This is a genomic window from Actinomadura sp. WMMB 499 (assembly GCF_008824145.1).
Classification (GTDB): domain Bacteria; phylum Actinomycetota; class Actinomycetes; order Streptosporangiales; family Streptosporangiaceae; genus Spirillospora.
This window is the reverse complement of sequence record NZ_CP044407.1, coordinates 8,284,207-8,302,241: the sequence shown is the minus strand read 5'-3', so window position 1 is coordinate 8,302,241 and position 18,035 is coordinate 8,284,207. Positions and strand designations below refer to the sequence as shown.

At 74.0% G+C, this 18,035-nt stretch carries 22 protein-coding genes and 4 tRNA genes; 10 read left to right on the top strand and 16 right to left on the bottom strand.

Features of this window, described 5'->3' with window-relative positions; genetic code table 11:
• Positions 1-51 precede the first annotated feature (51 nt).
• Entirely contained in the window at positions 52-759 is a 708-nt protein-coding gene (locus F7P10_RS37880; protein ID WP_151016835.1) for an ATP-binding protein, read from the top strand.
• Here F7P10_RS37880 and F7P10_RS37875 read toward each other — a convergent pair.
• From F7P10_RS37875 to F7P10_RS37865, 3 genes are all read right to left on the bottom strand, one after another.
• Positions 683-2,125, bottom strand: coding sequence for a trehalose-6-phosphate synthase (locus F7P10_RS37875; protein WP_302851482.1), 1,443 nt, complete (start codon positions 2,123-2,125; stop codon positions 683-685). The genes F7P10_RS37880 and F7P10_RS37875 overlap by 77 nt on opposite strands.
• Positions 2,126-2,355: 230 nt before the next feature.
• Positions 2,356-3,303, bottom strand: a complete 948-nt coding sequence (locus F7P10_RS37870) for a PCRF domain-containing protein (RefSeq protein ID WP_151016833.1) — start codon at positions 3,301-3,303, stop codon at positions 2,356-2,358.
• Positions 3,304-3,401: 98 nt separating this feature from the next.
• Positions 3,402-3,866 carry a DoxX family protein gene (locus F7P10_RS37865; protein ID WP_151016832.1) on the bottom strand — a complete coding sequence of 155 codons (465 nt, stop codon included), beginning with the start codon at positions 3,864-3,866 and terminating at the stop codon, positions 3,402-3,404.
• Positions 3,867-3,987: 121 nt separating this feature from the next.
• Between F7P10_RS37865 and F7P10_RS37860 the strand changes: the two genes are divergently transcribed.
• Together F7P10_RS37860 and F7P10_RS37855 are read left to right on the top strand one after the other, a co-directional pair.
• Complete coding sequence (locus tag F7P10_RS37860) at positions 3,988-4,449, top strand: MarR family winged helix-turn-helix transcriptional regulator (RefSeq protein WP_151016831.1); 462 nt, start codon at positions 3,988-3,990, stop codon at positions 4,447-4,449.
• Between the two features lies 1 nt (position 4,450).
• Positions 4,451-5,581: an FAD-binding protein gene (locus F7P10_RS37855; RefSeq protein WP_151016830.1), complete on the top strand. Its 1,131-nt coding sequence runs from the start codon at positions 4,451-4,453 to the stop codon at positions 5,579-5,581.
• 196 nt (positions 5,582-5,777) lie between these two features.
• Here the strand turns inward: F7P10_RS37855 and F7P10_RS37850 are convergent, their stop codons facing one another.
• From F7P10_RS37850 to F7P10_RS37840, 3 genes are all read right to left on the bottom strand, one after another.
• Positions 5,778-6,422, bottom strand: a complete 645-nt coding sequence (locus tag F7P10_RS37850) for a response regulator transcription factor (RefSeq protein WP_151016829.1) — start codon at positions 6,420-6,422, stop codon at positions 5,778-5,780.
• On the bottom strand, positions 6,413-7,540 hold the full coding sequence (locus F7P10_RS37845; protein WP_254716232.1) for a histidine kinase: 1,128 nt from the start codon (positions 7,538-7,540) through the stop codon (positions 6,413-6,415). The genes F7P10_RS37850 and F7P10_RS37845 overlap by 10 nt, the downstream gene beginning before the upstream one ends.
• A 109-nt stretch (positions 7,541-7,649) precedes the next feature.
• Positions 7,650-8,369 carry a DedA family protein gene (locus F7P10_RS37840; RefSeq protein ID WP_151016827.1) on the bottom strand — a complete coding sequence of 240 codons (720 nt, stop codon included), beginning with the start codon at positions 8,367-8,369 and terminating at the stop codon, positions 7,650-7,652.
• Positions 8,370-8,621: 252 nt separating this feature from the next.
• Between F7P10_RS37840 and F7P10_RS37835 the strand changes: the two genes are divergently transcribed.
• The 3 genes from F7P10_RS37835 (at position 8,622) to F7P10_RS37825 (ending at position 10,492) form a co-directional block, all read left to right on the top strand.
• Positions 8,622-9,437 carry an SAM-dependent methyltransferase gene (locus F7P10_RS37835; RefSeq protein ID WP_151016826.1) on the top strand — a complete coding sequence of 272 codons (816 nt, stop codon included), beginning with the start codon at positions 8,622-8,624 and terminating at the stop codon, positions 9,435-9,437.
• A 197-nt stretch (positions 9,438-9,634) separates the two neighbouring features.
• A complete protein-coding gene (locus F7P10_RS42935) occupies positions 9,635-10,156 on the top strand; it encodes a hypothetical protein (RefSeq protein WP_176611812.1) in 522 nt (173 codons plus the stop codon).
• Between the two features lie 126 nt (positions 10,157-10,282).
• The gene (locus F7P10_RS37825) at positions 10,283-10,492 is read left to right on the top strand and encodes a DUF5999 family protein (RefSeq protein WP_254716231.1); all 210 of its coding nucleotides are present in this window, start codon (positions 10,283-10,285) and stop codon (positions 10,490-10,492) included.
• A gap of 12 nt (positions 10,493-10,504) precedes the next feature.
• On the opposite strand, the gene F7P10_RS37820 is transcribed toward F7P10_RS37825, so the two are convergent.
• On the bottom strand, positions 10,505-11,155 hold the full coding sequence (locus F7P10_RS37820; RefSeq protein WP_151016824.1) for a YdcF family protein: 651 nt from the start codon (positions 11,153-11,155) through the stop codon (positions 10,505-10,507).
• Between the two features lie 125 nt (positions 11,156-11,280).
• Here F7P10_RS37820 and F7P10_RS37815 point away from each other — a divergent pair, with 125 nt between their 5' ends.
• Entirely contained in the window at positions 11,281-11,553 is a 273-nt protein-coding gene (locus F7P10_RS37815; RefSeq protein WP_151016823.1) for a hypothetical protein, read from the top strand.
• Positions 11,554-11,628: 75 nt separating this feature from the next.
• Here the strand turns inward: F7P10_RS37815 and F7P10_RS37810 are convergent, their stop codons facing one another.
• On the bottom strand, positions 11,629-12,420 hold the full coding sequence (locus F7P10_RS37810) for an SAM-dependent methyltransferase (RefSeq protein WP_151016822.1): 792 nt from the start codon (positions 12,418-12,420) through the stop codon (positions 11,629-11,631).
• Between the two features lie 89 nt (positions 12,421-12,509).
• Positions 12,510-13,127 (bottom strand): PepSY domain-containing protein, encoded by a 618-nt coding sequence (locus F7P10_RS37805; RefSeq protein WP_151016821.1) that lies wholly within the window; start codon positions 13,125-13,127, stop codon positions 12,510-12,512.
• Between the two features lie 130 nt (positions 13,128-13,257).
• Between F7P10_RS37805 and F7P10_RS37800 the strand changes: the two genes are divergently transcribed.
• On the top strand, positions 13,258-13,938 hold the full coding sequence (locus F7P10_RS37800; protein ID WP_151016820.1) for a response regulator transcription factor: 681 nt from the start codon (positions 13,258-13,260) through the stop codon (positions 13,936-13,938).
• Between the two features lie 456 nt (positions 13,939-14,394).
• On the opposite strand, the gene F7P10_RS45605 is transcribed toward F7P10_RS37800, so the two are convergent.
• Complete coding sequence (locus F7P10_RS45605) at positions 14,395-14,796, bottom strand: hypothetical protein (RefSeq protein WP_368077438.1); 402 nt, start codon at positions 14,794-14,796, stop codon at positions 14,395-14,397.
• On the opposite strand from F7P10_RS45605, the gene F7P10_RS44905 reads away from it, so the two are divergent.
• Complete coding sequence (locus tag F7P10_RS44905) at positions 14,714-15,409, top strand: sensor histidine kinase (RefSeq protein ID WP_368077501.1); 696 nt, start codon at positions 14,714-14,716, stop codon at positions 15,407-15,409. The two genes, F7P10_RS45605 and F7P10_RS44905, sit on opposite strands and share 83 nt — an antisense overlap.
• Here F7P10_RS44905 and F7P10_RS37790 read toward each other — a convergent pair.
• From F7P10_RS37790 to F7P10_RS37770, 6 genes are all read right to left on the bottom strand, one after another.
• Positions 15,372-15,444: transfer RNA gene (locus F7P10_RS37790), tRNA-Lys, on the bottom strand. The genes F7P10_RS44905 and F7P10_RS37790 overlap by 38 nt on opposite strands.
• 14 nt (positions 15,445-15,458) lie before the next feature.
• Positions 15,459-15,531, bottom strand: a tRNA-Gly gene (locus F7P10_RS37785).
• A 27-nt stretch (positions 15,532-15,558) separates the two neighbouring features.
• Positions 15,559-15,631, bottom strand: a tRNA-Arg gene (locus tag F7P10_RS37780).
• Between the two features lie 10 nt (positions 15,632-15,641).
• A tRNA-Ala gene (locus F7P10_RS37775) sits at positions 15,642-15,715 on the bottom strand.
• A gap of 337 nt (positions 15,716-16,052) precedes the next feature.
• Positions 16,053-16,190, bottom strand: a complete 138-nt coding sequence (locus F7P10_RS42930) for an LPFR motif small protein (protein WP_176611811.1) — start codon at positions 16,188-16,190, stop codon at positions 16,053-16,055.
• 54 nt (positions 16,191-16,244) lie between these two features.
• Positions 16,245-17,051, bottom strand: coding sequence for a putative protein N(5)-glutamine methyltransferase (locus tag F7P10_RS37770; protein ID WP_151016819.1), 807 nt, complete (start codon positions 17,049-17,051; stop codon positions 16,245-16,247).
• Between the two features lie 81 nt (positions 17,052-17,132).
• Between F7P10_RS37770 and F7P10_RS37765 the strand changes: the two genes are divergently transcribed.
• Positions 17,133-17,936 carry a pentapeptide repeat-containing protein gene (locus F7P10_RS37765; RefSeq protein ID WP_151016818.1) on the top strand — a complete coding sequence of 268 codons (804 nt, stop codon included), beginning with the start codon at positions 17,133-17,135 and terminating at the stop codon, positions 17,934-17,936.
• Positions 17,937-18,035: the final 99 nt, after the last annotated feature.

Below are 18,035 nucleotides of genomic sequence, written 5' to 3'. Positions count from 1 at the left end.
ATAGCGAACGCTCGCCGGTGACCAACCCGCTCGCCTCTCGAGGTTCACACCATGACCGTTGACCAGGCAGACGACGTCGCGGCGCACGCCGCCAGGCACGGCGCCCTCCACGGCGCCGAGGAGGCCCTACGGCCGCGCGGTGCCGCGGCCGGGCACTCGCCCTGGCCGGACGCGCCCGCGCCCGCGCACACGCCCGCGGACACCCGCTCCGCGCCCGGCGCCCCGGCGCCCGACCCCGGCCTGGCCGGGCGCTGGCCCACACCGCACGAGGGCGTTCCGCGCACGGCGCGCCGCGTCCTGCCCGCGGAGATCACCGCGCCCCGGACGGCGCGCGAGTTCGCCGCGGCGACGCTCCGCGAATGGGGCCTGCGGGACGACGCCGGAGACATCGTCGTCACGGTCTCGGAACTGGTCACCAACGCCCTGCGGCACGGCCTGGAGGGACTTCCCCAGCCCCTGCCGCGGCGCCCGATCCAGCTCGTGCTGATCGGTCACCGGCGGCGGCTCGTCGTGGCGGTGACCGACCCGAGCGGGCACGCCCCCGAGCCGGCGGCGGTCGACAACGACCGGTTCGTCGAGGGGGGCCGCGGGCTGCTCGTGGTGGGCGCGGTCAGCGACGCCTGGGGCTGGGCGCCGCTCGCGACCGGCGGGAAGTCGGTGTGGGCGGCCTTCGCCCGCCGGGTCAGCCCTCCGGAACCGGAAGCGCCGGAGACTGCGCGTCGGCCGGACGCTCCCGCTCCGGACGCTCCAGCTCACTGAGGAACGCGTGGGCCCAGCGGTCCACGTCGTGCTCGAGGACCCGGCGGCGCATCGACCGCATCCGCCGGGCCAGCTCGGCGGGCTCGGCGCCGAGCGCGTCCAGCAGGCGCTCCTTGAGGCCGTCGATGTCGTAGGGGTTGACCAGGAAGGCGCCGCGCTTGAGCTCGTCGGCGGCCCCGGTGAACTCGCTGAGCACCAGGGCGCCGCGCAGGTCCGCCCGGCAGGCGACGTACTCCTTGGCGACGAGGTTCATGCCGTCCCGCAGCGGGGTGACGACCATGACGTCCGCGGCCAGGTACAGCGCGGCCAGCTCGGCGCGGTCGTACGAGTTGTGCATATAGTGCACGACCGGAAACCCGATTTCGCCGTACTCGCCGTTGATCCGGCCGACCTCCTGCTCGATCTCCTCGCGCAGGAGCTGATACTGCTCGACGCGCTCCCGGCTCGGCGTCGCGATCTGCACGAACACGGCCTCGCCCGGCTTCAGATGGCCGTCCTCGAACAGCTCGCCGTACGCCTCCAGCCGCTGCCGGATGCCCTTGGTGTAGTCGAGCCGGTCGACGCCCAGCAGGATCGTGGCGTCGCCGAGGTCGCCGCGGATCTCCTGGGCGCGTTCCCGCACCTCCGGACGGGCCACCAGGTCGTCCAGCTCGCCGACGTCCACCGAGATGGGGAACGCGCGGGCGCGGACGACGCGCCCGTCCCACAGGACGTCCTGCTTGACGTGCCGGGTGTCCAGCAGCCGCCGGCAGAGCCGCACGAAGTTGGCGGCGGCGCCCGGCAGCTGGAAACCGACCAGGTCGGCGCCGAGCAGCCCCTCCAGGATCCGGCGCCGCCACGGAAGCTGCCAGAACAGCTCCACCGGCGGGAACGGGATGTGCAGGAAGAACCCGATGCGCAGGTCGGGCCGCAGGTCCCGCAGCATGGCCGGCACCAGCTGGAGCTGGTAGTCCTGCACCCAGACGATCGCGCCCTCGGCGGCGACCTCCGCCGCCGCCTCCGCGAAGCGCCGGTTGACCCGCACGTAGGCGTCCCACATCGCGCGGTCGTACACGGGCGTCGCCACCACGTCGTGGTAGAGCGGCCACAGCGTGGCGTTCGAGAAGCCCTCGTAGTACAGCTCGACGTCCTCGGCCGACTGCGAGATGGGGACGAGCGACATGCCGTCCTCCTCGAACGGCTCGAGCCGTTCGTCCGCCGCCCCGGTCCAGCCGATCCACGTTCCGTGGCGCCGCCGCATCACCGGCGCGATCGCGCTGACCAGCCCGCCGGGACTGCGCCGCCAGCGCGGTTCGCCGTCCGGTCCGACGACCCGGTCGACCGGAAGCCGGTTGGCCACAACCACGAACTCACTACCCCGCGCCACCTGCGACCCGCCTCTCCAGGGAACCTCAGTGATCACCATGCCCAGAAACGGTCATCGGGAACATCTTGTCACTTCGACGCAAAGAGATCGTTACAGGAAAAGGGCACGGTCAGGATCGCGGGAGACCCGATGACCGGGATTGGAGCGGGCCACATCCCTTTCCCGCCAGGTGACCGATGTTTACCGCGCCGTCATCTTCGGCGGCCATTCCTACGAACATGTGAGACAGATCACACAAAGGTATGGTGGGCGACCGGATGGTCGGCGTGCCGGAGGTACCGCACGGACAGGTGATCGGGCCCCGCCTCGGCCGCCCACAGTTCGGCGAGGAGGACGCGCATGGCGTGCTCGCGCGCGCGCCGGTGCTGGGAGTCCACGCCCCGGCACGAGACACCGGTGGGCAGGTGCGTGAAGAGCAGATCCCCCGGACCGTCCGGTTGCCGGGTGCAGAGCAGGTCGATCCGGATGTCTTGAGGACGGACGGCCGCACGGGGCCGCAACTCGGGCCGGACGGTGACGCGCACGACGGTCTCGCCGTCCGGGCCCACCGCCCGATCCGGACCGCCGCCGGGATCGGCACCCGTGCCGCCGGGCGCCGGATCGCCGCCGCCGGTCCGCACAGAGCCGGGTTCCCGGGACGCGGGCGTCGAGGACGTCCGGACGGCGTGCAGTCCGTTGTCGCGTTTCAGGCCGGCCCACGCCCCCGGTCCGGTTTCGCCCGCGGTGATCGCCATGATCGCGCCGTGTGGAGGCGGGGCACAGGCCAGGTCCTCCACGTGCCACCCCGCGTCGCGGGCGTACCGGCGGTAGTGGTCCGCGAGCGCGCGCACGTGCCGCTCGGCGCCCTCGCCGCCGTCGAGGCGGACGATCACATCGCAGGGGTCGCACGGGTCGCGGGCGGCCAGGGCGCGGGCGAGGCGGGCTTCGCGGGCCGCCACCTCCCGGCCGAGCCGCCCGGCCTCGGAAGTCCAGGCGGGGTCGGCGGCCGCGAAGCCCCGAGCGTCCCGCAGGTCGTCGTGCAGCGCGCGCAGCCGGCCCGTTTCCGCCCGGTACGGTTCCAGCGCCTCGAGAGCGCGCCGAAGCCGCCGGGCGCGCCGCCAGTCGCGGTGGACGGCGGGGTCGTCGAGCCGCGCCCGCAGGACGGCGTACTCGTCCATGATCGCGTCGAGGCCGTCCATGAACCCATGATGCCGCCCGCGCCGCGGCGGAATCGCCCGGATCACGGGAAGGCGGGCCCCGCGCGAGGTCGCGCGGGGCCCGCCGGGCGGCTTCGCGATCAGGCGGGCGCGCCCTCGCGTTCCGGGTTCTCGGCCGGGCGGCGCCGTCCGCCCCAGAGGACGGCGTCCAGCGAGAACCGGCCCGCGCCCGTCAGCGCGAGCAGCAGGGCGACGGCGCCGAGGACGAGCACGAACTCGTAGCCGCCGTCGCTCGCGAAGAAGCCGGCGTCCTTGTGGACGTACCAGAACGCGCCGGCCATGTTCGCGGCGAGCAGCAGGCCGACGACCGGGACGAGGACGCCCACGATCAGCGCGGCGCCGCCGAGCAGTTCGAGCCACGTCACGACCGTCGCCGCAACGTCGGGCAGCGGGATGCCGAGGCCGTCGAACATGGCGCTGACCCCGGCGTGCCCGGTGTCGTCGAGTTTCTGCCGGCCGTGCGCGACGAACACCGCGCCGAGGACCAGTCGGCCGATGAGAAGCCCGGCATGGAGCAGGTCGGGGTGTCGGCGAGACGGGAGCATGCCCCTCCTCCATCGAAGGTTCAAATCTGAACTAACTGAACGCCACCGAACGCTACCAGAGGTGGTTGAACTTCGAACCATCTGACAACCGGATCGGAGGCAGGCCGACTAGAATCGCCGCATGAGCGATGCGGGGAAACCGCTCGACGACGCGGACTTGCGCGCCTGGATGGCCTTCCTCGCCGCCGGGCACCTCATGGAGCACGAGGTCGAACGGCAGCTGAAACGCGACGGCGGGCTCACGCACCCCGAGTTCGAAGTGCTGGTCCGGCTGGAGTGGGCCGAGGGCGGACGGCTGCGCATGTCCGACCTCGCCCGCCAGGTGATGATCTCCAAGAGCCGGCTGACCTACCAGGTCACGCAGCTGGAACGGGCCGGGCTGGTGCGGCGCACCGGCTGCGACACCGACCGGCGCTCGGTGTGGGCGGAACTGACCGAGGAGGGCACGGCCGCGCTGGAGCGCGTCCGCCCGGGGCACCGGCGGGTCGTCCGGGAGTCGCTGATCGGCGTCCTGTCCCGCGAGGAGATCGACCTGCTCGGGGACGCGCTGGGCCGCGTCGCCGACCGCCTGCGGGAACGGTAGCGTGCGGGACTTCGGCGGGATCGTCGAGCGCGCCCCGGCACGGGTCGTCCGCCCGGGATCGGCCGCGGAGGTCGCCGGCGCGCTGCGGGAGGCCGCCGCGGACGGGCTGGACGCCGTCCCGCGCGGCCGCGGGCACTCCACGTTCGGCCAGTCGCTCACCGAAGGCGTCTCGCTCGACATGCGGGGGCTCGCGGGGGTCCACGCGGTCCGAACCGGCGACGACGGGACCGTGCACGCGGTCGTCGGCGCCGGGACGACCTGGCGGGAGGTCCTCGACGCGACGCTGCCGTACGGTCTCGCCCCGCCCGTGCTGACCGACCATCTGGACGTCACCGTCGGCGGGACGCTGTCGGCGGGCGGCGTCGGCGGCACCTCGCACCGGCACGGCCCGGCGGCCGCGAACGTGACGTCGCTCGAGGTGGTCCGGCCCGGCCTCGGCACGGTGGAGTGCTCCCCCGGCGTCCGGCCGGAGCTGTTCGACGCGGTGCGTGCGGGGCTCGGGCGGCACGGCGTCATCACCCGGGCCGCGCTGCGGCTCGTTCCCGTCCCCGACCGCGTGCTGTGCTGCACGATCCCCTGCCGCGACGCCGCCGATCTGCTGCGCGTGCAGCGGACGGCGCGGGCCGAGCACGTCTCGGGGCAGGCCAAGCCGGCGGACGGCGGCGGGTGGCGGTACGAGGCGAAGGCGGTACTGCACGACGGCGCGCCGCCCCCGGGGACGACCGAAACGGAAGAACTGTCCTACCTCGACTTCGCCGACCGCCTCCGCCCGGACGTGGCGGAACTCGTCGCGCTCGGCGAGTGGGCGCGCCCCCACCCGTGGGGCATGGTGTTCCTGCCCGGGGACCGCGCCGCCGCCCTCATCGAGGACGAGCTGCGCGCGACGGGCCCGGGCGATGTGGGCCTCAGCGGCGTCGTCCTGATCAAGGCGCTGCGCGCCGGAGGCCTGCCCGCCCTCGCCGTCCCGGCCGATCCCGTCCTGCTCGGGATGCTGCGGACGGCCTCGCCCGGCTGCGCGACCGTCCCCGCGATGCTCGCCGCGAACCGCGCGCTGCTGCACCGGGCCCGCGCCGCCGGCGGGGCCCGCTACCCCGTGGACGCGGTCGACGGCGAGGCGTCCGGGTACGCGTGACACCCGGCGCCCCGGGTGCGGAGCACTCCGCCGGGCGGACGGACGCGGGCGATCCGGACCTCCGGCATCGTCCAGGACACGCGCGGTGGTCCCGGCGGCGTTCCAGGAGGCCGAGTTCGGGGCCCGGAGGCGAGGGCCGCCCGCGACGCCGTGCGGCGGGCCGACCGGCCGGGCCGCGCCGGTGATCGGGAAACGGTCAGGACTTCAGGTAGTGCAGCACCGCCAGCACGCGGCGGCTGTACCCGGCGGCGTCCGCCAGGCCGAGCTTGTCGAAGATCGCGTTGACGTGCTTCTCCACGGCGCTCTGCGAGACGTGCAGGTGCGCGGCGATCGACCCGTTCGTATGCCCCTGCGCCATGTGGTCGAGGACGTCGCGTTCGCGTGGCGTCAGCCGGGCCAGCGGGTCGGCGTGCGTGCTGTGCGCCAGCAGCCGCCGCACCACCTCGGGATCGAACGCGGCGCCGCCCGCCGCGACCCGGTCGAGGGCGTCGAGGAACTCGTCGACCTGCGCGACCCGGTCCTTGAGCAGGTAGCCGACACCGGTCGCGTCCGCGGCGATCAGTTCGGCGGCGTACCGCTTCTCCACGTACTGGGACAGGACGAGCACGCCGACGCGCGGCCATCGGCGGCGGATCTCCAGTGCGGCGCGCAGCCCCTCGTCGGTGTGCGTGGGCGGCATCCGGACGTCCACGACCACGACGTCCGGCGGCGCCGCGGCAACGGCGGCGACCAGGGCGTCCCCGTCGCCCACGGCCGCGGCCACCTCGTGGCCCTCCTCGCCGAGCAACCGCACCAGGCCCTCGCGCAGGAGCGTGGAGTCCTCGGCGAGCATCACCCGCACGGCAGCTCCGCGGCGATCACGGTGGGGCCGCCGGGCGGGCTGTGCACGGCGAACGTCCCGTCCAGCGCGGCGACCCGGCGGGCGAGCCCGGCCAGCCCGCCGCCGCCGGGGTCGGCTCCCCCGGACCCGTCGTCCTCGATGCGCACGCCGATCCTCCCGTTCCGCTCCGCCACCTCGACGTGGACGCGCCGGGCGCCGGAGTGCTTCGCGGCGTTGGTGACGGCCTCGCAGACGACGAAGTACGCGGCGGTCTCCACCGGATGCGGAGGCCGTCCCGGGACGCTGCAGTCCATCGTCACCGGTACCGCCGACCGCTCCGCGACCGTCTCCAGCGCCGCCCGCAGTCCCTCGCCGTCGAGCGCGGCCGGGAACACGCGCCAGGCCACCTCGCGCAGGTCGTCCAGTGCGTGCCGGGACTCCTCGTGCGCCTGCCGGAGCAACTCGGCGGAGCGCGCGGCGTCGCCCGCGCGGCGGGCCCGGCCGATCAGCATGCCGAGCGCGACGAGCCGCTGCTGGACGCCGTCGTGCAGATCGCGCTCGATCCGGCGGCGCTCGTCGTCGACCGCGTCCACCACCTGCGCGCGGGTCACCCGCAGTTCGGCGATGCGGCGCCGGTAGGCGTCCAGCGGACTCGGGCCGAGCCGGCGGCGGGCGACCCGCCGTTCCAGCGCGACGACCCCGACCAGGCCCTGGACGGCGACGAACAGCAGCACCGCACCGAGGGCGAACGTGTAGGCGACGATCCAGAGGTGCGGAGGGATGCCGTCCATGTGATCGCCGGTGATCCACCAGCTCACCAGGAGGGCCGTCCCGACGCCCCCGCCGTAACCGATCAGCAGCAGGATGATCCCGCCGAGCAGCCCGACCGGTGCGCGCAGCGCCAGGTAGGCGAGCGCGCGGCCGGGGTCGCCCGCGGGCACGCTCTCCGCACCGAGGAAGGCGGCGAGCCTGCGCCGCTCCAGTTCCGTGAGCCCCCGCGCCCCGGCCGCGACCGCGTCCGGCACCGGCCGGCGGCCGCGCGAGACCAGCAGCGAGAACGGGACCAGTAGGACCGTGACGAGCAGGTAGGCGAGCTCCGCGACGGCCGTCAGGGCGCCGAGCACGAGCCCGGCGGTCACGCGCGCCGCCGTCCGCACGGCACGCCGTCCACCGGCGGCACCGCCGCGGGAGTCGCCGTGGGAGTCGCCGCGGGAGTCGCGGCGGGGACGGGCTCGACCGGGGGCGTCGTCAGAAGGCGCTGTGATCACGCTCAGGGTCTCGCGCACCGGCGCGGTGCGCGCCGCCGTTCCCGTTGCCGTTCTTGCGCGACTTCACGACGCGGAACGCGATGAACGCCAGGAGGGCCACGGCGACCACCACGATGACGCCCTTGGAGTAGACCCCGACGTACTCCTCGACCTTGTGCCACTGGTCGCCGAGCCCGTAACCCGCCATCACGAAGATCGTGTTCCAGATCGCGCTGCCGAGCGTGGTGTACAGCAGGAACTTGCTCAGCGGCATCCGCTCCACCCCGGCCGGGACGGAGATCAGGCTCCGGAAGATCGGGATCATCCGGCCGAAGAAGACCGCCTTGGCGCCGTGCTTGGCGAACCACGCCTCGGTGCGGTCGAGGTCCTCGATCTTGATGAGCGGGAGGCGGGCGACGAGCCTGCGGATGCGGTCGCGTCCGATGACCGCGCCGATGCCGTACAGGGCGAGCGCGCCGACGACCGATCCGACCGTCGTCCAGATCAGGGCGGCGATGAGGTTCATCTTGCCCTGGGACGCGGTGAAGCCCGCGAGCGGCAGGATGATCTCGCTCGGCAGCGGCGGGAACAGGTTCTCCAGCGCGATCGCGATTCCCGCGCCCGGCGCGCCCAGCTGCTCCATCAGGTCGGTGGCCCAGCCCGCGATGCCGCCCACCGGCTCACCCTCGGTCGCCGCCGCCAAAAACGTCATTGTGATCATGCCTCGCCACACTAGAGATCAGCCGGTACCCGTCACCATGGAGCGCACCGCCGACTTTACCGGCCGCGCGCCGCATCCCGGCCCTGCGGAAAACCACACCCCGCCGCTCCGGCCGCGCGCCGGAGGGGCGGGAACCGGGAGCGGCGATGATCGGAGAAACGCCCGCATCGCCGGGCGGTTCAGCCTAATGTGGAACTCCCCCCGGCACCGGGGTTTCCGCACCGCCGCATCGATCAGCGAGGAGCCGCACAGGTGGCCGACGACCTCCCGGAGAACGCGCCTCCCGGCATCGATCCCTCCACCCCCACGTTCGCCCGGGTGTACGACTACTTCCTCGGCGGCAAGGACAACTTCGCCGCCGACCGGGAAGTCGCGGACATGGTGATGGGGCTCGTCCCGGAGGCGCCCGTCGTGGCGCGCGGCAACCGCGTCGCGATCGAGCGCGCGGTGACCTACCTCGCGGGCGAGCTGGGCATCGACCAGTTCGTGGACATCGGGTCGGGGCTGCCCACGTCGTCCAACGTGCACCAGTTCGCGAAGGCGGCCGTGGACGGCGCCCGCGTCGTGTACGTCGACAACGATCCCATCGTGCTCGCGCACGGTCGGGCGCTGCTCACCGAGACCGGCGTCGCCACGTTCATCCAGGGCGACCTCTACGAGCCGGAGAAGATCTTCGCCGACCCGGCGCTGACCGCGCTGATCGACCTCGACCGCCCGGTCGGGGTCGTCCTGGCCGCGATCGTCCACCACGTGCCCGACGACCGCGGCCCGGCCGAGGTGGTCCGCGCGCTGCACCGGTTCCTGCCGTCCGGCAGCCACGTCATGCTCACGCACCTGCACGACGCGGGCGACGACCCGCGCGTTGAGGAGGCCAAGCAGATCCTGCAGTCGGGGCTCGGCGGGTCGTACTTCCGGCACTCCTCCGAGATCGAGCGGTTCATGGAGGGGCTGACGATCCTGGAGCCGGGCGTCGAACTGGTGACGGCGTGGCGTCCGAACGGGCCGGCGGGGCCGCTGGAACACCCGCTGCACAGCCAGATGGTCGCGGTGCTCGGCCGCAAGGACTGAGCCGGACGACCCCGGCGGCGGACCACCGACCCGGCACGGCGGGCCGGGTTTCGGTCACGGGCTCGGCCAATTTCGGACCGTTCCCGCGAGAGATCCGGACAAAGGATCTTTCTGATCGACTTTTCGGACAGGAAGCCTTCTTGTAGCGTTCGCAGGGTTTTGTGAAGCGAATTCATGATCCCAAAGGAACCCCCGCGATGCTGCTGGCCACCGGTCTGGCCACCGTGCTCCTCGGCCTGCTCGCACTCCTGGCCGCGACCCGGCACCGCTCCTGGCGTCCGGACGCCCGCGCGCCCGGCCACCCGGAGTCCCTGACGACCGTGCTCGAACCGGGCGAGGAGGAGTACCTCGCCTGGCTCGCCGACCATCACTGGCCCGGTGACGAGTACCTGGAACTGGAGCGCGACTGGGGCGCCGAACTGGGCCTCGATCATCTCGACGACGTCCGTCACGGCGTCCACGACGTCCACGACGGGCCGCCGCAGGCGCCGCTCTGCCCGCGCTGCGCGCTGCGCCGCGAGGACGTGTGGCCGTGCCCGGCGTGCGGGCGGCTGCTGCACTCGTCCTGCGGGCACGGCATGCGGCGGAGGCGGGTCGCGCACCCCTACCGCACGCGCGGGCGCGGTTTCGAGTCGGTGATCGCGGAATGGATCTGCACGGGCTGCACCTCGATCGTCGGATTGGACGTCGATCACGGCGATGAGCCCGATCGGCGCTGATTGCCCGCTTCACCCAACCTTTACACGCTCGTAACGTAAAGACTTCCTCATCTACTTGCATATTTAGGACGTACGGGGGCAGGGTGAAGTATGTCCTTAATCACTGGGACGCCATGGAGGGAACCCGTGATCGCCCACCCCGACCCGAACTGCCGGCACGAGCCCGGGTGCCCGGCCGCCGACGCCCACGACCGGGACGCCGCGCGCACCGTCGCCCACCACCCCGAGCAGGGCTGGAGCCTGCTGTGCAACGGCATCGTCGTCTTCGACGACACCGGAGAGCTGCTCCCCGACGGCCGCGTCGTCGACCCGCACCGTCCCACCGCGGCCGCCTAGCGACCGCGGCCGTCACCTGATCACGTGACGGTCGTAGCCCAGCCGGACCAGCTCCTCGTACGCCGCCCAGGCCGCGGCCGGAACGGGCATCGGCACCTGGAACCCGCGCTCGGCGTAGACGACCATCCGCTGCAGGTCGCCCACCATCAGTTCGACGAACCGCCGCTCGTCGTCGCCGTACGCGTCGAACCCCACCTCGGGCGCCGCGACCCTCCACTCCACCTCGGCCCACTGGCGCCGCGCCGTCGCCAGTGACCGCCGCGTCATGTACGGCTTGGCGACCAGGATCCCGCTGCGCACCGCGATCCCCCGCCCGTCCAGCAGGCGGCGCGTCGCGGTGATGTTCTCCCCCGTGTTGGCGGCGGTCTCCTCCAGCACCAGCGCCCGCTCCGGGACGCCGTGCTCCCGCGCCACCCGCGCGAACACCCGCGCCTCCGTCTCCGCCCACCCGGACGTGACCTTCCCCCGGCCGCCCGAGACGACCAGCAGCGGCGCCCGTCCCTCATGCCAGAGCCGGGCCGCGTGGACCGCCACCCGCGTGTCGTGACACCCCAGCGCGAGGATCACGTCAGCCTTGGAGAGAGGGTCGGCCAGCACCAGATGATCCCAGAGGATCCGGGCCAGCTCGCGCGCCCGTTCGTCCACGGGGCCGTGAGAGTCCATGCGCCCATTGTCCCCGGCGGTCAGCATGTCGGACTCCCATCCGAACGGCCGTCCCGATAGCGTTCAACTGTTTCGCTACTTACGCAAGGTTCATGTGGAACCCGACCGCGAAAGGACGGGGTGGTGTGATCACAGTCCTGGTCCTCGTCGCACTGGTCGCCGTGCTCGGCCTGTGCGCGTCCAACCTGCTCCGCCCGTTCGCGCCCGCGGCGCCCGCGGAGCCGCGGAACGGGCCGCCCGGCGTCCACCCGGAGTCGATGACGGCCGAGCTGGACCCCGCCGACGAGGAGTATCTGGCCTGCCTCGCCGACACCCTGTGGCCCGAGGACGAATACCTGGAACCCGAGCACACCTCCGACGGCGAGGAGGAGTCCGGCGGCAGCGGCATGCGCCGCTGACCCGCCACGCCCACCGAGGGACCGTGCCGCTCCGAGGCCCGGAAGGTGCCCCGGGTCGCGGCGGCGCGGCGGCGGTCAGAGTTTGCGGCCCACGGCGCCGTAGGCGTCGACGTCGTCGGACGGGTGCTCGGGACGCCAGCGGGTGACGGGGACCACGCCCGGCCGGAGGATCTCGAGTCCCTCGAAGAACCGGGCGATGCCCTCGGGGGTGCGCAGGACGAGCGGGGCGTTCCCGGACGCGTTCCAGACTTCGACGATCCTGTCGGACTCGGCGCCGTGCACGACGTTCGTCCCGTCGCACACGGCGAGGTAGCTGCCGGGGGTGAGGGCGTCCACCAAGCGCCGGACGATCGGGTAGGCCTCGTCGTCGTCGGGGACGAACTCGAGGACGCCCATCAGCATCAGCGCGACGGGTTCGCCGAGGTCGAGCGTCTCGGCGGCGGCCTCGAGGATGCGTTCGGGGTCGCGCAGGTCGGCGTGGCAGTAAGCGGTGCGGCCCTCGGGGGTGCTGGTGAGCAGCGCCTTCGCGTGGGCCAGCACCATCGGGTCGTTGTCGACGTAGACGATGCGCGAGTCGGGCGCGGCGCGCTGCGCGACCTCGTGGGTGTTGTCGACGGTGGGCAGGCCGGCGCCGATGTCGATGAACTGGCGGACGCCGGCCTCGGCGGCGAGGAACCACACGACGCGGTTGAGGTACAGGCGGGACGCGCGGGCGAGCCGCGCGACGTCGGGGAGCATGCGCAGGATCCGGTCGCCGATCTCCCGGTCCACGGGGAAGTTGTCCTTGCCGCCGAGCCAGTAGTTCCAGATGCGCGCCACCTGCGGAACGGTCGTGTCCACGCCGGGCGCCGGTGCCTGGTCGCTCATGGCCTCCCCCTCAACCCACCGTGATCGAGGTCTTCCCGGCGGCGGCGTCCCCCATGCCCGCCCGCGCCCGGGGGACGCCGCGAGGGCCGTCAGTCGTCGTCCCCGTCGTCCCCCTCGCCGTCGTCGCCCCGGTCGTCGGCGTGGTTCCGCAGGATCTTCCCGGACGCGGCGTCCACCCTCACCTCGCGCTCGGTGCCGTCGGAGGCCGCCACCTCGATCTCCCAGGCGGGCTTGTTCCCGGCCCGCAAGTCGACCGACGTGACGGTCCCCGGCGCGGCCTTCAGCGCGGCGTTCGCGGCGGCCACCGCGGTCACCTTCGCGCCGCCCAGCGCCTTCGCCTCGGCGGCCGCCTCGCGGCGGTCGTCGGCGTCGTCATCGCCGTCGTCCCGGTCGGCGCGGTTCTGCACGACCTTGCCCGAACCGGCGTCGACGGTGACGGTGCGGACCCCGCCGCCGGACGCGGCGACGTCGATCTCCCAGCCGCCGTCGTCGAGGTCGACGTCCTCGACCGTGCCGGGGGCCGCCTTCAGCGCGGCCTGCGCCGCCTGCACCGCCGTGACGCGGGTGCCCGCGGGGACGTCCTCGTCCCCGCCGCCGGCCCCCGCGGCGGCCGCGGTGGCGGCTCCCCCGCCCGCGACGGCGGCCGCGGCGAGCGCCGTGACCAGCAGCCCGCGGCCGGTGATGATCCGGCGCGCGTCGATGCCCATGTTCTCCACCTCCGGTGTCGGTGTGCCGTGGCCGGTCGGCCCGCACGTCGCCGACGATGCCGGGCCTTCCTGTAGCCGGCCTGAAGGTTCCTGAAGTCCTCTTCAGGATCGGTTTGGCAGGCTGTCCGTCATGCGCCTGCTCATCGTGGAGGACGAGAAACGCCTGGCCACCTCGCTGGCCCGCGGCCTGACCGCCGAGGGGTTCGTGGTGGACGTCGTCCATGACGGCGCCGAGGGGCACGCGCGGGCGTCCGGCGGCGGCTACGACCTGATCGTCCTCGACATCATGCTGCCCGGGATGAACGGCTACCGGGTGTGCGCGGCGCTGCGGGCGGCGGGCGACGAGACCCCGATCCTGATGCTGACCGCGAAGGACGGCGAGTACGACGAGGCCGAGGGCCTGGACACGGGCGCGGACGACTACCTGACGAAACCGTTCTCGTACGTGGTTCTGGTGGCGCGCGTGCGCGCGCTGCTGCGGCGGCGCACGCGCGGGGCGTCCCCGTCGATCGTCCTCGGCGATCTCACCGTGGACCCGGGAGCGCGGCGGGTGTTCCGCGGCGGCGCGGAGGTCGAGCTGACGGCCAAGGAGTTCGCGGTGCTGGAGCACCTGGCGGTGAACGCGGGGCGCGTCGTGTCGAAGGCGCAGATCATCGAGGCCGTGTGGGACTTCGCCTACGACGGCGACCCCAACATCGTCGAGGTGTACGTGAGCGCGCTGCGCCGCAAGCTGGACGTCCCGTTCGGCCGCCGGTCGATCGCGACGGTGCGGGGCGCCGGGTACCGGCTGGCGCGGGACGGGGGCGCCTGAGATGCCCGTCCGGCGATGGTTCGGCTCGGTCCGGGCGCGGACGACGCTGGGCGCGACGGCCGTCGTCGCCGCCGCGCTGATCGCCGCGGGGCTCGCGGTGCTGCTCCTGCTGCGCGCGGAACTGGGCGGGCAGACAGATCTGCGGGCGGAGGTCGCGGCGCGGGAGGTCGCGTCGCAGCTGGCGACCGGAACCCGGTTCGCGTCGCTCGACATGCCGGACGACGAGGAGCATCCCGTGCAGGTCGTGGACGGTGCGGGCCGGGTGCGCGCGGCGAGCGGGGAGCTGACCGGCATCAGCGGCGCCGGGGCGACGCCGGTCGCGCCGGACGCGGGCGACGACTCCGGAGACGGCGACGACGATCCGGGGGACGACGACGAGCCGGACCGCGGCGAGGTCTCGGACGACGACCCGTCCCTGAGCACCGGGACCGCGACCGTCGACGGGCGGACGGCGGACTACCGGTTCGCCGCGGTCGAGGTGACGACGCCCGCGGGCGAGACCGTCACGGTGCACGCGGGCGCCGAGCTGGACGCCGCCCGCAGCGCCGTCGGGACGGTGACGCGCTCGATGCTCGTGGGGCTGCCGCTGCTGCTCGCCGTGGTCGCGGGCGTGACGTGGCTGGTGACGCGGCGGGCGCTGCACCCGGTGGAGGCGGTCCGCGCGGAGCTGGCGGAGATCACCGTGGCCGGCGACCTGTCCCGCCGGGTCCCGGTGCCGGAGGCGCAGGACGAGGTGGGCCGGCTCGCCGTCACGACGAACGCGACGCTCGCCGCGCTGGAGGACTCGACCGCCCGGCAGCGCGCGTTCGTCGCGGACGCGTCGCACGAGCTGCGCAGTCCGATCGCCTCGCTGCGCACGCAGCTGGAGGTGGCGGCCGCGCACCCGGAGCTGCTGGACCTCGAGGGCGCCGTGCACGACGTCGTGCGCCTGCAGCACCTGGCCGCCGACCTGCTTCTCCTCGCCCGGATCGACGCGGGCGAGCGCCCACCGGCGCGTCCCGTGCGGCTCGCCGAACTCGTGCGGGACGAACTCGGCCGCCGCACCGCCGACCGCGTCCCGGTGCGCGCGTCCGTCACGGGCGACCCCCGGGTGACGGGCGTGCCGGGACGGCTGTCGCGGGTGCTCCGCAACCTGCTCGACAACGCCGAGCGGCACGCGGACCGGGTCGTCCGCCTCACCGTCGAGCGGGACGGACCGGACGCGGTGCTGCGGGTCGCCGACGACGGGCCGGGCGTCCCGGCGGCCGACCGGGAACGCGTCTTCGAGCGGTTCGTCCGGCTGGACGACGCGCGCACCAGGGACGAGGGCGGTGCGGGGCTCGGCCTCGCGATCGCCCGCGACCTGGTGGCGGCGCACGGCGGCACCCTGACCGTGCGGGACGCGCCGGAGGGCGGCGCCCTGTTCGAGGTGCGCCTGCCGGCCGCGGGGCCCGCGCCGCCCAGAGGACTCGAACCTCTAGAGCCGGGGTAAGGGCCCGGCGTCCTGCCGGATCGAACGGGAGCGGCTTGTTCTCGCGTCGAACCGCACCCGGGAATCGAACCCGGTTCTTCTGCTTGGAAGGCAGACGTCTCAGCCGGTTAGACCTGTGCGGCATGAAACGGGACCGATCGGACCCGCCGTGCCCCCACCAGGAATCGAACCTGGAATCTCCGCATTCGTAGTGCGGCGCTCTGTCCGTTGAGCCATGAAGGCGTGTGCCGCGTGGACCGGGCCGGGCTCGAACCGGCAACCTTCCGCTTGCAAGGCGGACGCTCCTCCAAATTGAGCTACAGGCCCATGTGTTCGCGCGGGCCCCGCACGAGACGGGGAACAGCGATGCGGTAACAGCGATGCGGGAATGAGAAAGGCCGCGGGGACGTCGTCCCGGCGGCCTCCGATCGAGCCGTGACGGCTCTACAGGGAGGCTCCTCGGGGGGCCGCTCGTCGCGCGGCGGCGGTGGCTCGGCGCCCTCGCTCGGCGTTCATCTGCGGCTCCCTTCTTCGCTCTCTCCGGTGCGTTGAATACATGATGCGCGGCACCGGGACGGATGCGCAACGGGTTTTTCGCGGGCGCGAAAAAGGCCGGGGAGGAGGTGCGGGCCCCCTCCCCGGCCGACGGTGACCTGATGCGGTGTCAGATGCCCCTGCGGCGCGTGCGGGTCGTACGGCGGTGCGACGGCGCCAGCAGCCGCTGGAGCACTCGAAGCGGAAGCGTGACCACGCTGACGATCGTGCCGATGATGGCGCTCAGCGCTGCACTGATGCGGCGCATGATTCTCACTCCTTCGGGTCTTCCGTTACCGTCTTGTTACCCCCTCGTGGGGAATTACACCGATCCGGGAGAAAAGTTTTTCGCGCCGATGACGACCGTCGCGTGCAGCTCCGCACAGCGCGCGGCCTCCGGGACGAGGCCGCCGCGGGCGACCGCGTCCAGCGCGCCGGGTACCTGCCGCTCGCTCGTCTCGAACAGCAGGCGGCCACCGGGTGCGAGCCAGCCGGACGCCTCCGCGGCCACCCGCCGCAGGACGGCGAGCCCGTCCGCGCCGCCGTCCAGGGCGACGGCCGGCTCGTGGTCGCGGGCCTCGGGGGGCAGCAGGGCGATCTCGCCCGACGGGACGTACGGGACGTTGCACAGCAGGACGTCGACGCGGCCGCGCAGGCCCGCGGGCAGCGCGTCGAACAGGTCGCCCTCGTACACCCTCCCGCCGGCGGGCTCGACGTTGCGGCGGGCGCAGCGCACCGACGCCGGTTCGATGTCGGCGGCGTGCAGCTCGTAGCCGTCCCGGCCGGCGGAGAGGGCGGCGATCAGGGCGGCACCGAGCGCGCCCGAGCCGCAGCACAGGTCGACGACGACGGGGCGCGGCGGGGCCAGGGCGGCGGCCCTGCGGACGAGGAACTCGGTGCGGCGGCGCGGGACGAACACGCCGGGCGCGACGGCGACGCGCAGGCCGCCGAACTCGGCCCAGCCGACGACGTGTTCGAGGGGCAGCCCGGCGGCGCGGCGCTCGACCATGGCGTCGAGCTCGCCCGGGGTGCGGGCGGCGGACCGGAGCATTCGCGCCTCGTCCTCGGCGAAGACGCACCCGGCGGCGCGCAGGCGGGACACGAGGGGATCGGAGGAGTCGGCAGGCATGATGCCGCGCACCGTACCGGGGCGGCCCGGGCACGGGCGCGGCGGGGCGAGAATGGAGGTCGCCGAGCACGGGGAGGGTGCTTGTCCACGAGCGCGGAGCTGCGGGCGGACTGCGCCGGGTGCCACGGGCTGTGCTGCGTCGCGCTGCCCTTCACGGCATCGGCCGACTTCGCCGTCGACAAGGCCGCGGGACGGCCGTGCACGAACCTGCTGGCCGACTCCCGCTGCGGCATTCACGCGGAGCTGCGCGACCGCGGTTTCGCGGGCTGCACGGTCTTCGACTGTTTCGGGGCGGGGCAGAAGGTCTCGCAGGTCACCTTCGGCGGGCGCGACTGGCGGCGGGACGGCGACACCGCGCGGAGCATGTTCGCCGTGTTCACCGTGATGCGCGACCTACACGAGGTGCTCTGGTACCTGGCGGACGCGCTCGCGAGACCCGAGGCGGCGCCCGTCCACGGCGAGCTGCGCGGGGTCCGGGACGAGGTCGAGGCGCTCACGGGCGGCACGCCCGCGGAGGTCGCCGGGGTGGACGTCGCGGCGGTGCGGGGCCGGGTGGGGCCGCTGCTGGCGCGCGCCGGTGAGCTGGTGCGCGCGGGCGTCCCGGGCCGGCGCCGCGACCATCGCGGCGCGGACCTCGCGGGCGCCCGGTTCAAGGGCGCCGACCTGCGCGGGGCCTGCCTGCGCGGCGCGCTGCTCATCGCGGCCGACCTGCGCGGCGCGGATCTGCGGACGGCCGACCTGCTGGGCGCGGACCTGCGGGACGCCGACCTGCGCGGCGCGGATCTCACCGGGTGCCTGTTCCTCACGCAGCCGCAGCTCGACGCGGCGAGAGGCGACGGCGCGACGCGGCCGCCGGAGACGCTGCGGCGGCCCGCGCACTGGTGACCGCCCGCGCCCGCCGCGCGCCTCGTCCGGGCCGGTGACCACTCGTTTGGGCCCGTGACCAGGGGGCATCTCCGCCGGGCACGGCGATGAGGGGGCCAG